This is a genomic window from Hymenobacter sp. UV11, from assembly GCF_004684095.1.
In the GTDB taxonomy this organism is placed as follows: Bacteria; Bacteroidota; Bacteroidia; order Cytophagales; family Hymenobacteraceae; genus Hymenobacter.
This window is the reverse complement of record NZ_SRII01000015.1, coordinates 87,049-98,880: the sequence shown is the minus strand read 5'-3', so window position 1 is coordinate 98,880 and position 11,832 is coordinate 87,049. Positions and strand designations below refer to the sequence as shown.

The 11,832-nt window shown below is 57.9% G+C and carries 7 protein-coding genes; 2 read left to right on the top strand and 5 right to left on the bottom strand.

The features are described from left to right. Positions 1-336 precede the first annotated feature (336 nt). Together E4631_RS22370 and E4631_RS22365 are read left to right on the top strand one after the other, a co-directional pair. Entirely contained in the window at positions 337-1,008 is a 672-nt protein-coding gene (locus E4631_RS22370) for a carboxypeptidase-like regulatory domain-containing protein (protein WP_133657244.1), read from the top strand. Between the two features lie 281 nt (positions 1,009-1,289). Beyond that, positions 1,290-2,015: a hypothetical protein gene (locus E4631_RS22365; protein WP_133657243.1), complete on the top strand. Its 726-nt coding sequence runs from the start codon at positions 1,290-1,292 to the stop codon at positions 2,013-2,015. Between the two features lie 263 nt (positions 2,016-2,278). On the opposite strand, the gene E4631_RS22360 is transcribed toward E4631_RS22365, so the two are convergent. The 5 genes from E4631_RS22360 to E4631_RS22340 form a co-directional block, all read right to left on the bottom strand. Further along, on the bottom strand, positions 2,279-3,598 hold the full coding sequence (locus tag E4631_RS22360) for a replication initiation protein (RefSeq protein WP_133657242.1): 1,320 nt from the start codon (positions 3,596-3,598) through the stop codon (positions 2,279-2,281). Positions 3,599-4,275: 677 nt separating this feature from the next. Next, positions 4,276-4,698, bottom strand: coding sequence for a hypothetical protein (locus E4631_RS22355; RefSeq protein WP_133657241.1), 423 nt, complete (start codon positions 4,696-4,698; stop codon positions 4,276-4,278). Then, positions 4,688-5,521 carry a ParA family protein gene (locus E4631_RS22350; RefSeq protein WP_133657240.1) on the bottom strand — a complete coding sequence of 278 codons (834 nt, stop codon included), beginning with the start codon at positions 5,519-5,521 and terminating at the stop codon, positions 4,688-4,690. Before E4631_RS22350 ends, E4631_RS22355 begins: the two co-directional genes overlap by 11 nt. Before the next feature lie 763 nt (positions 5,522-6,284). Then, positions 6,285-7,478 (bottom strand): DEAD/DEAH box helicase, encoded by a 1,194-nt coding sequence (locus E4631_RS22345; RefSeq protein ID WP_133657239.1) that lies wholly within the window; start codon positions 7,476-7,478, stop codon positions 6,285-6,287. 3,004 nt (positions 7,479-10,482) lie between these two features. Continuing rightward, positions 10,483-11,034: a hypothetical protein gene (locus E4631_RS22340; protein ID WP_133657238.1), complete on the bottom strand. Its 552-nt coding sequence runs from the start codon at positions 11,032-11,034 to the stop codon at positions 10,483-10,485. Positions 11,035-11,832 lie beyond the last annotated feature (798 nt).

Sequence of the window (11,832 nt, the reverse complement as noted above, 5' to 3'; positions counted from 1 at the left end):
GTAGAGACGCGGTAGTAGGCGAAGTAGGCGGGCACGGGGGTAAAAAGGGGTAGTTTCAGGCGAAATTAAGCAAAAAGACATTACTTAAACGGTCGTTGTTAAAATGTCTTTTCGTCTCCCGTGGTGACCAACTGGCTCGTAGAAGCGGCAAGCAAACGGGACGGGACCTGATAAGGCCGCTTCGCTCCTAGTCCTATGGCGCTGCCTTATCCTGTCGAAAATTAGGTGACTACAGTAGCCCCAATGTGCAGTTCCGACGTGCCTGGCATCTTTGAGAAAGGGTAGCCTGCTTGGGCCCGGCTGTTCGTACGTTCACACTGCTCTTTTCCCCTGTCGATGCTTCCCAAACCCCAACTCTGTGACCAGAACTGGCTCGCGATGCCGCCCACCGCCAGGGGCCGGCTCTGCGGACAATGTGAACGCGAGATTTACGACTTTTCGGCCCTGTCCTGGCCGCAGATTGTGCAAACCCAAGCCGCTCATGGCAATCGCTTGTGTGGCCTCTACTCCGACGCGCAGTTAGCCCACTGGGGACACGTTCCACCCAGGGCCTGTGCGCCCCTGGCGGCGGCCACTGCCTTGGCGCTGGCCCTTGCGGCGGTGCCCGCGCCGGCCCAAACGCTGAGCCCGGCAACCCCCGGTCCTGCGGCAATCCACCTGCGGGGTACGGTCACGATGGTCTCAGCCCAAACGGGTAAACCGGAGCCCGTGCCCGGCGTTACCGTATTGCTGCTGGGCTCTACCCTGGGTACATCGACCGATATGCAAGGGCACTACGCCCTGACAGTGCCCATCGCTGAGCGGGCCGACACCGTACGGCTGGGCTTCAGTGCCCTGGGCTTTGTGACCCAGCACGTCCCGCTTCCCCTTACCCCCACGGGCGTGGTAGAGCAGAATGCGCAGCTTGTACTCGATGCCCGGGAGGTACAAGCTTTTTACGTGCGCAAGCCCTCGCTCCTAACGCGCGTGCAGTGGCGTTTCCAACGCTGGTTTACCCCAGCGGACTAACGACTAGGCGTGTAGCCAATGATGCCCACCTGTCTGCCGGGGCTAAGGCTTTCGCTTGTCACGCTTTCTGGGGGTTCGTTTAAAAAATGTGACAAAGCTCTTTCACCTCAATCAAGCTCAGCAAACTGGCTTTTGCGAGAGCGGCTTTTCGGCCACCTTGCCTGTTCTTTTAAAGCAGGCCAAGTATTATTAAGGGGATTAAGGGGCCCTTGCTTCGAGACTACTTTTGGGTCTGCTATGATGCTGTAGCTCAAGCTAGCCTACCTATTTGCCTTCCCTCTATGCGGAGTCTTTTCGCTTTGCTACTGCTAGCGCTCAGTTTTTCTAGCTGCACTTCTACTACCGAGTCAACCGGCATCGATGCTGTCCTCTCCTTCTATGGGGGAAAGGTGGTTTATTCTAGTGGGGTGGTAGCCTCCACAGCGGATGAGTTACAAGGGCGTTTTTATGAATTGAAGCTCAGCGGGGTCGCGCCTAAAATGAAGCAGTACTTCGCTTCGTTGCAGTTGCCCGCCTCGAATTGTGCCTATCTGTTTTACCACGCCCTTTCCCCTGAAGAGAAAACACGCTATTCCTTCATCCGAATCACCATAGCGGAAACAGCGTCGAACGATACGTACGAGTTCCCCATCCAAGATTTAGCGAAAGCCGAACGAGCGATGCTCCAGGCGGATAACTTGTTAAACTATATGCGCACAGGTGACTATGCGCACGTTGTAGCAAAAGGTAGCCTCTTGGCAACTTCTGCCCAAGAGTGGCAAAAAGCGAAGTCTCTTTTTACAGCTATCGATAAAGAATATGGCCGAGTGCAGGCATTTAGCTTGCAGGGCTTTGCGATTTCGCACCAAAATTTAGCCAAGAGTGGCACTATGGAGTTTGTCCGCTTAGCAGGCGTATTGGTGAGAGAGAAGCAAAGCACTGATTTCACTTTTGCGCTACTACCTACCACAACGCTACAAGGCAACTACCTGTACGGCTTCGTTTTTTCGAAGCGAGAAAATCAGTAATACAGTGTTGGCTAAATGGCTATGAAAAACAGCTGTCCGAGAACGTTTTTTATGTAAAACAGCTGCCTTAACTTACTGATTGTTAAGTAGTTTATAATGGTATAAATGCTAATAATAGGCGTAATACTTTTTTTTACTAAGTTGCCTGTTATCTTATAGAACCCAACGCATCAAACGCAAATTTTATACTTAGTTTTTAATTAGGACTGCTATCCTGAACGCAACTTTTCGCTCAACCAATCTCCCTTTTACAGGACCTTGCATTAACTGACAAGCCCTTGGGTTAGTACCGCAATTTCAGCTTCAATAGTAGCAGTACGTGACGCTTTTTCTTGCTCAGAAAACAAATTAGTCGGCGCTTCTTCCTGCACAAACTTCAGACGCTCCTGCGCTTCCCGAATCTGCGCCTGTGAAGTGGCTGCAACTGCCCGCGAGACCGCGCTTTTAGGTGGGGTACTGAGCGCGGCCCCTAACAACTGGTATACGGGGAGCACAGCTTTAAGCTGGCTGAGCGTATAAGCAGGCAACGACTTAATCGGCTTGCGGCTGGCCAAGGCAAGCCGCACGTCGTGTAGAACTTTGGTAACGGCCTGATAGGCAGTCAAATCCTTAACGTTCTGCAACACTTCGCGTGCCTGGTATTCCTTAAGCTCAAAATCAAGCCGCAGCCGGTCATATAGCGCTGGTAACTCCCGGTAGGTCGCCTCCAGCATCCGGCGAAACTCCTCAATCTCCGTCAGGGTCAACACCTTCTTAGCCTTCACCACTGGCAGTAGCGGCTCCTGGGTGCTGGTCATCTTGAACACCAGCGCCTCCACTCGCCGGCCACGCCGCTGCAAGGTCACGGCTACCTCCCAGCCGATGACCCGAAACTCCTCAATCGCGGGCTTAAGCACGTACCGGTTAAAGTCAGTCCAGTCGGTATATTGATCCGAGTTTTCGCCAAAAAGCCACTCCCGCAGCGTGTCAAAAGGCAGCGGCTCCTCCCAAGTCTGGTTGTGGTAGCTGCGCATAATCCAGAACAGCCGCTGGCTATGCGCGTTTTTGAGCGTGAGCAACGACTCCAACTCCACGGTCGTAAATTTTCCTGTCAAGTCCAGCAGGTGCTCCTTCAGTCGGGGATTAAACTCCCCAGTTATCAGGTTGGTACCCTCATCGAGGCTGAGGATGTTGAACAACGAAATCGCGTCGCGACGCTTCTTACCATTTTTAAGCGACGTATTGATGATGGGCTGAGTCAGGCGCGTCTGAGCAGCAGCAAGTTCTGTATACTGCTTGCCCCCCGTGTTGCCGCCCCGCGTGATGTCATTGAAATGAATGCGGAACGACAGCGTATCCTGTTTCTGATGCAGGCAGCCCAGGGCCAGGGCAAAAATGCGGGCCTCTACATTACTGAGTGCCAAGGGAGAGCGTACGAAGGTATTGCTCAAAAAGGCAACCTCGTGAAGCTTGGTTTGCAGTCCGTTTAGGGGTCCGTTCATGGGGTAAACCGGAAGATTGGCCGTTGATACCGGAAAAGGTACGCATGTCTTCCGGTTTGAACGGCCGATCTTCCGGTTTGAACGGCCAATCTTCCGGTTCACAACGGCCGATTTTCCGGTTTGAACGGCCGATTTTCCGGTTCACAACGGCCGATTTTCCGGTTCAACCTCCACAAAAAACTATTAATCAATACGTTATGAGCCCCTAAAGAATAAAGAACATTTAAAGAATCTTTAAAAATTTTCAAAACAAGGCGAATCGAATTTTTTTCTTTCTTTTAAAGGCATTTAGGAGATCAACCACAAGCAAACAGCCCGGACGGCGCAGGAGAAAGCTGCGCAAGGTGACCGATTCGTGTATGTACATGAGTTTTGCTTTTTTCACCCCTCCTTTTTCGCAGCCTCCCTACCGCCGATATCTTCTCGCCATTAAGTCACAGCTACTCCCGTGAGTGCTGGTCCCCCTGCTACTGCTTACCCTACCATACTGCGCCGGACGTTCAGACACCTCCCAACCAGCTACACAAACGGGGCACAGCCGTTCGTTTTCACCCATCCCAAGCAATTACGTCAAAACCGGCCCAATAAACCACCATCAGCAGCCAAATGGCACCCGTCCTACAGCAGTGCTCCAGCGTGCGGCAAACGAGGTAATAGGGCCGCTCAATGCCCATGCGCGTCACTCACTACCTAGATAGTCAGATAGGCAACCGGGTGCAACTAGGTAACCTGCGTAGTTTTTCCCCCAGCAACCCCTCCCCTACTCTGGCTCGGCTGGGCTACTTGGTGCGGCGTTTCTGGCGACGGCTAAGTTCGGCTTCCTCCTTGGCCGCCAAAATAGCTTCCTGTTCCAGGGGCAGAGGCTCGCGCGCCTGCTCTTTATCCTGCAGGTAGGCCACTAGCGCACGTTCCAGTACCTCCTGCAGCGGCAGTCGGGCCATGTACGCATACGTAAACCATTCGCGGAATACGTTGGGCGGCAAGTTGTTGGTAAACGGAATACGCAGTGGCTTCTCCTCAACGCTTATCTCTTCTATACGTACGATACTTACGATACTTTCGGTACGTATTGTACTGGCATCAGCATTCTGTGGCGCAGGTTGCACGGGAGCATGCGCCCGCACTACGGAGGGATGCAGAATATCGTCGTGGCTGGCCGCGGGCGAAGCCAGCCGCACTGGGGGCATTTTCTTAGGTGGCATCGGGTATGTGGAGGCGGGTTAGAAATTCGTCCGTAAGCGCTCGGTAGTCGGTGGCCCCGTTGGAGCTGGGTGCCCAGTCGTAGATAGCCTGCTGGCCGGCCTGCGATTCGTCCAGCGCCACGTTTTCCCGGATAGTCTGCTGCATCACCAGCTTGCCGAGCACCGGGTCAGCTTCGAGCGCGCGGGCGTATTGGTGGTGCAGCGCCTTGCGGTACGTGCGGGCATACTTCGTAAAAAAGATGCCCCCGATGCGCAGGTTTGGGTTGAAATTGCGGCGGATAACCCCGACCATCTCCACTACTTTGGTTAGCCCCTCGCTGTTAAAAAAATTGGGCTGCAACGGAATAAACACCGCCTCGCTGGCCACCATCGCCGACACAGCCAGCGTGCCCAGGTAGGGCGAGGTATCGATAAGCACAAAATCAAGCTGGGCGGGCAAGGCCGGCAGCCCGGCCGCGGGACCCGGACTGCCGGCCAGCGCGGCGGCAAGGTCCTGCAGAATATTGCGAAAAAACCACCCGTAGTCCATTTCCTGTCCCAGCAGCTTTTCTTGCCTCGTAAGGTCTTCGCCCGCCGTAATGCAGTATAGGTTAGGCGCGGCGCTGTTGAGCTGTGAGCGCAGGCCGCCCCCAGTGTCCAGGGCGGCCGCTAGCGACCCCGGCACGGCCGGCAACTCCGCAATGGTGGAACTGGCATTGCCTTGGGGGTCGGCATCTATCAGCAAGGTCTGGTATCCAAGCTGCGCCAGCCGGTGGGCAATGGCAAGGGCAGAAGTGGTTTTGCCCACGCCGCCCTTGCGGTTGGCAAACGTGATGATATGCATAGAAGATAAGAATACTGTTGCTGGACCAAATGTAGGACATACGTACCATATTTTTTATCCTTATTAAAAGTATGAGAAATATGGTACGTATCAAACTTATTATAAGTTCGATACGGATGACGTATGCATCACACAGCAAATACGAGTGTTTTCTAACAGCAAATTTTGCAAAAATTCAAAAAAATTTGCTCGCACAACATATTGATAATCTGTGTAATGCTATTTAGTAAAGACTTAAGTATCACGCCTACGATACAAATCGCTTATTCAGAACTTAATGTTGTATGCACCATACGTATAGTAAGCTTCATAGGCAGTGGGGCGCTTCGCATACTTATCACACGGCCTGTAAGTATTATAATTATGGTACGTATAACGCTTTGTTGCTTGTGTATTTTGAAAGTCGCTTACCAACTTGGCAAGAGTTGAAAAACGGCGTAAATACAACGCGGTATTCGAGCCGGATGCCCTGTGCATCCGGTTAAAGTAGGCTGGGTAATTGCTCGCTATTTGGAGATGAATGGGCCAGGGCCCGTACTATCCATGGGGTGTTGGTAAGCAGAGAGGGGGCCCCCAGACTCAGACGCACACTTTCTAGACTTTAGTCTTTAATGTTCTGCTTAGTAATACATTCAGCATATGGATGAAGCGAGGGCTTTAGTACTCGTTTTCGCTAGTTCCTTTCGATATATTAGTGCCTCCGCTAACATGCAGTCTGTTTAACTTACGAGTTGGGTGTTTTCCCTGTACACTCCTGCTACGTCTATGGGGCAATGAGCAGGTCGTAGTCTGTGGCATCGACGTAGCTAATTTTGGCGGGGTCGAAGGACTCCAGGGCCTGGGCCACCCAGTGCTCATCGACCGTGTCCTGGTAGGCGAGCAGGTGCACCGTGGCCGTTTGGTCGAGATTGAGGCGCAGCAGCCGGCCGATGCGCTGAGCCGCCTTGCGCTCGTTGCCGAAGGCGTGCCAGATGATACCCACCCGCAGGTTAGCAATGCTGACGCCCTCCGAGAGCTGGGCCACGCAGGCCAGACGCTGGATGTCGCCCGCGTTGAACAGGGCCAGATTGGCTTGACTATGCTTGTTCTTGGAGTGATAGGTGTGGGTGGCTTGTGCTTCGGCCTGCTGCTGATTACAAGTGAAGAGCAAGACCTTCTCCGTCTGCTGGTCGGCCAGCCAGCGCATGTAATGGCCTTTGCCGGGGTAGCTCATCAGGGCCTGCATGCGCAGGATGCGTAGCGTCTCGACCGGCAGCGGATCCTGGGAGGCGTTGGCCAGGCGTTTGCTCCAGTAGGCGTAGTGCTCCCGCTCGCTGGTCGTGAACTGGCTGCCGGCCTTGGTGGTGAACACGTAGTCACGTGCAGTGCGCAGCGGCAGGCGGTGCACCACCAGGCGGTAGTCGTTGAGCAGGCCCGCCAGCACGGCCTCGTCGGTGGTGTAGTCCACCACGATGGGGCAGTAGGTGGCCACCAGCCGACCCTTCTCGGAATGCGCCTGCGCGGGCGGGGTGCCCGTTAGCCCCAGGATGCTCCCCTTGCTGGCCGCGTGGGCTTTCAGGCCCGGCTCGTGCGAGTCCTTCAGGGCGTGGCACTCGTCGAGGTAGAGCTTGTGAAACGAGCCGGCCGCCAGCGTCTTGGCCAGCGAGCGGTAGGTGGTGAACGTAATCTGGTCGAGCAGGTGGGCCAGGCCAAACTTGTGCGCCTCCTGGGGCCAGGAATCGAGGATGGCCTGAGTGGGGGCCGCTACCAGGAAGGGCGTGCCGGCGGCCCCCGGCTGGGAGAGGGGCCCGGCAGCGAGCAGCTGAGCCATGTCGCGCAGGCCGATCAGGGTTTTGCCCAGGCCCATGGTCAGGGCGATGCCGGCCAGGCGCCGGCCCTGCAGGGTGGCCAACACCTGCGCCTGCAGGGCCTGTTTGCGGGCGGCCGCGGGGCCGGGGACGGGAGGCGGGGTGCGCATAGCAGCGAAGTCGGCAAGCCGGGGCAGCGGGTGGGGGTCTGCGGCGGCGAAGGTAGGCGTGGGCGGGAAGGCTACCGGGGGGGCGGGGCAAAGCGAGCGCCAACCGGGGGATGCCCCCCCAGGAGTTTGCCGGTTGAACCGGGGCCAGCCGCAGCGCCCCACCCCGCCACTCTACTGCAGAACAGTCCACCGCCGGCGCGCAGGGCGGGCAGCCACGGTCGCCAGGGCCGGCGCACTCGCTGGGTTTCCCGCAAAGCACGGCGCGGCAAAAGCCGGGCAAGCGGATCGGCGGCTGGTCGGGGCGCGGGGCCCGGCGGCGAAAGGCCGGGAGCCGGTTGCGCAGGCGTGCCCCCCGGGTACGCCGCCGGGAGAGGGCCGCCGGTCAAGCCCGCCGGGGGCGAGGAGGGTAGCTGCATCGTCGCCCTGAGCGCCCCGCCCGTCCCGCTCAGCAGTGGGGCCCGGCTCCGGGCTGGTTTAGCCGCGCACTAGGCGGGGGGGCACCGCGGAGAGGGGGAGGGGCAACGGGCCGGCGCCTGAACAAGTAAGGAGCGGGACGCGGCCGCGAGGGGACCAGGTAGTTGCCGCCGGAGCCGGGTAGCCGGGTAGCTACGGCTACGGAAGGGGCGGGGGTAGCACAGGGAGCGGGCCGCTGGAACCTGAGCGGGCGGCGAGCCGGGGGAGTCCGGAAGCAGTTGCGGGGGGAGAAACGGCCTGGGGAAAAAAAGCAAGCCAGCCGGGACAGAAAGCACGCGGGCTCTGGGTCAAGGGGCGGGAGCGGCAGGGATTTTTTAGCGCCTGGGGCTCCTTGGGGAGCTCGCCAGCTGGCCGGGCGCTGCCGGGGTAGTCCAGCGGAACCCCGCCAGCCAATGCCGCCACTCAGCCGGGAGGCAGGTGAAAAACGGGAAGGCGGCCTGAACGAAGACCAGGGGCCGGGGGAGCGCGGGCGCCAGGGCTGCGCGGCGCCGCCAGCGGGCCAGGCAACGGGGAACGAGCGGGCGGGGCGGATAGCCGCCGGTAGCGCCAGGAAAAAAGCAGGAGCGCGGCCAACAACCAGCGGCCGGAGTAGCGTAAAAAGTACCGGGCGGCTTGGCGGCAGGGCCAGCAAATAAGCCAGCAGGCCGGGCCTGGTTGGTAGCGCGCGCCGCGCAGAGTCGAGCCAAGAAAAGGTAGGGAGCGGCGGTAAAAAAGGAGTGGGCCGAGCGAGAGAAAAATCGAGTCGGTGCCTGGCCGGGGTAGCCGCGAGGAAGGCGAGCTGCTGAAAAAGAGGGGGGCGGCCCGGGAAATTTTTCGCCCGGTGGCCAGGAAGTCGCGCGTAGGATCCGCGGCACCAGCAGGGCAAATCAGCCGCAATCCACCGCGCCCGGGCCAGAATCTTCGGCCAGAAACCGGCGCAGACCCAGGGGGAGCAGCCGGCGCCAGCGAGCAGAAAATCCGCCGCACCAGCGCAGAAACCTGGCAAGCAGGTGGGGAGTGGGGCGGCGCGAACGGCGCCGCAGCGCCGGGCAGACTGGGGGGAGCAGATCGGCGAATCGGCCACTGTATTTTGGGCGCGGCAGAGGCGAAAAGAGCAGCGGCCAGCGGCCGGCACTGGGGGGAGACGGGGTGCGCTGGGGCGGAAAGACGCGGGAGGGAGGAGCGAAAAGCCGGGCAGAGGCGGAAAGAAAACCGGAGCCGCGGAAGAAAAAGGTGAGCGCAGCGGAGGGGAGGAGGGCGAGGAAACGCAGGGAAAGTTGGCTGAGCTGGGGGGGGGAGGCACGGAAGAAAAAACAGGCGCGGGTCACGCGGAATTTTGAGCGCCCGAGGGGCGGCAGGTAGGGGGTAGGCCGTAGCGAAAAGTGGGGAGGAGCCAGCTAAGAACTGGAGCAGGGCGGAAGAAAAACAGCGGCCAGCAGCTAAACAACTCTGCTGAGGTGAAGGGAAAGGCCGGCGAATTTAGCGGGCCCGGGGGAGGGGTTCGGGCAGTAGGTTGCGCGCCCTGGATGGCTAAAAGAGGAAAGTAGAAGGCGCCGAATTTTCGAAGTCGGTAGCCGAAATTTCAGCAGCTACTGGAGAAGCCTCAGGGAAAAGCAGCGGCAGGGCGGACAAGAAACAGGAGCGAGCAGTAGGGAACACCGGGGTAGAAAATAAGACTGGGCCGGGATGAGCTTTGGAAAGTGGCGCGGCGGTTCGATTAAAAAAAAACAGCGGCCAGGGAAGTAGTCGGGGACCAGGTGACTAAAATTTGTGGGGGCAAGCAAGGGGAACCGGGACGAGAAAGGAGCAGAGCGCCGGGGAAAAGTTGACAAGATGCCGCGGGAAGTTTTCTAATCAGGGCGGGCGAGTCGCAGAAAAAAATAAGCGAATGCGCAGAAATTTTCGGGGGGGGTATGGGCTCAGGGCCGGGGGAAAGTTGGCGCCATCGAAAATAGAAGCAGCCGCACGAACGGAGAAAGTCCAGCGGCAGCCGGCAACGGCCCGAGTCTAAAATCACAGGACTGGGGGAGGGCCGGCGAGAGGGAAGCGCGGAAAAAATCGGGAGGGGTGACTACTAAGTTTTGGAAGGGCGGCAGTCGAAAATAGAAAGGCCACCCGCGGAGAGGAGCACGGAAAACATCGGGAGAGGTGGAAAGAAATACGAGGAAGATAGGCGAGAAAAGCAGTGGAGCGGCGAAAAGAAAATCGTAGTCCAGAGAAGAAAAGTGGAGAGCGGCGTAGAGGAGTGGGGCGAGGAATTGTAGGCAGGATTGGCGGAGCTGGGGAAGGCACGGAGGAAAAAACAGGGGAGGGGCACGTGGAATTTTTAGTGCACGATGGGATTCAGGTAGGGGGTAGGCCGCAGCGAAAAGTGAGGAGAGGCCAGCTAAGAAATCGAGCAGGGCGGGAGAAAAGGAGCGGCCGGCGGCTAAAAAAATCTGCCGAGGTGAAGGGAGCGGCCGGCGAATTTGGCGGGCCAGGGGGAGCGGTTCGGTCAGTAGGTTGCGTGCACTGGAGGTTTGCAAAAAGGAGAAGCAGGAGGCGCAGAATTTTAGAAGTCGGGAGCCAAAATTTCAGCAGTGGCTAAAGAAGCACCGGAGATAAAGTAGCGGGAGTGCGGATAGGAAAGAGAAGCGAGCAGTAGGGAAAGTTGCGGGGGTTGAGCACCAAAAAGAGTAGCCAGGCGAGAATAAAAAGTGGGGTGAAGGGGAGGCGAGTTGGTGGAAAAGAGCGCAAGGCCCGGATGAGTTTCCGAGGAGGCCGGCGGAAAAAAGAGCAGCCGATTGTAAGAGCAGGCCCAAAGAAAACTTGTGGGGGGATGGAGGAAAACTTGTGGAAGGCCCAGATACTTTTCCGGGGAGAGGCGGAGGAAAAAGCAAGGGGGAGTGTCGAATCGGGCAGCAGCGTGGAGGCGATGATGGCTGAAAAAAGGAAGCGTGGGCCAGGAGAAAATTTGCGGAAGGGCAGGCGGATTTTCTAAAGGGTCGGCGTAAAAAAGAGTAGTGAGGAGGCGGAGGTGGCTGGCGAAAAAGAAGGGGGATAGCTGGCGGATTTTGCAGCAGGTGGCCAGGATTTTTCGCGGCTGGGGGTGATAATTTTTCACGGGTGGCTGAGAGAAATCGACGGCCAGGGGAGAAGTTGCTGCGAGCAAAACCAGGAAGGGTCCGCGTTATTTTTACCGGCGAGGGAGAGCGCGCGCAGAGGGAGGAACCGCTGAAAAAAAAGAACCGGGCGCGACAGAAGTTGCCGGGATACCTGGAGTAGCTTGTCCCAAAATCTGAGAGCAGCCACGGAACAGAATCCGAGGAGCTGCCGAAAAAAAAGAGCAGCCACGGAAGCGAAAGCGGCCGGGGTAGGAGCAGCTCATCCGGGCCTGGGAAACTCGTAGCGGCCAGGAAAAGTCACGGGCCACAACAGCTAAGATGCCCCAAGTTCAGGTGGCAGCTGAGGAGGGAGGGCCGGCAGAAAGTGTAGGCCCGACTCGGTAGCAGCTGGCGTAGTCCGGCACAAGAGCAGCACCAGTTGCAAGGGAGAGCCGGCACCAGGAAGCGCGCAATGCAGGACCGGCGGTAAAGAGAAAATTCTAAAAGCTAATCGGTAGGTGGGCGCGGAATCCGGTAGCGGCAGAAAGGAATTTTCTGCAAGCTAGTCGGTGAAGTAGTCGGCTAGTCGGTCGGGTAGCAGAGGCAAGGGCGCGCTCGATACAGAGCCACAGAGAAGCTAGCACAGGTCGGGGGCGGGTAGGAAGTGGCCGCCTGAGTTAGGGCCGTGGTGAGGCTGATTGTGGCTGAGGGGCGGCAGCTGAGGGGAGGCTGAGGGGCCAGCATAGTTTATAGCAGGCAGTGGTAGCATTAGCCCTAGAATAGCTGTATCTTGCACACGACTTCAACGACCCATAGTA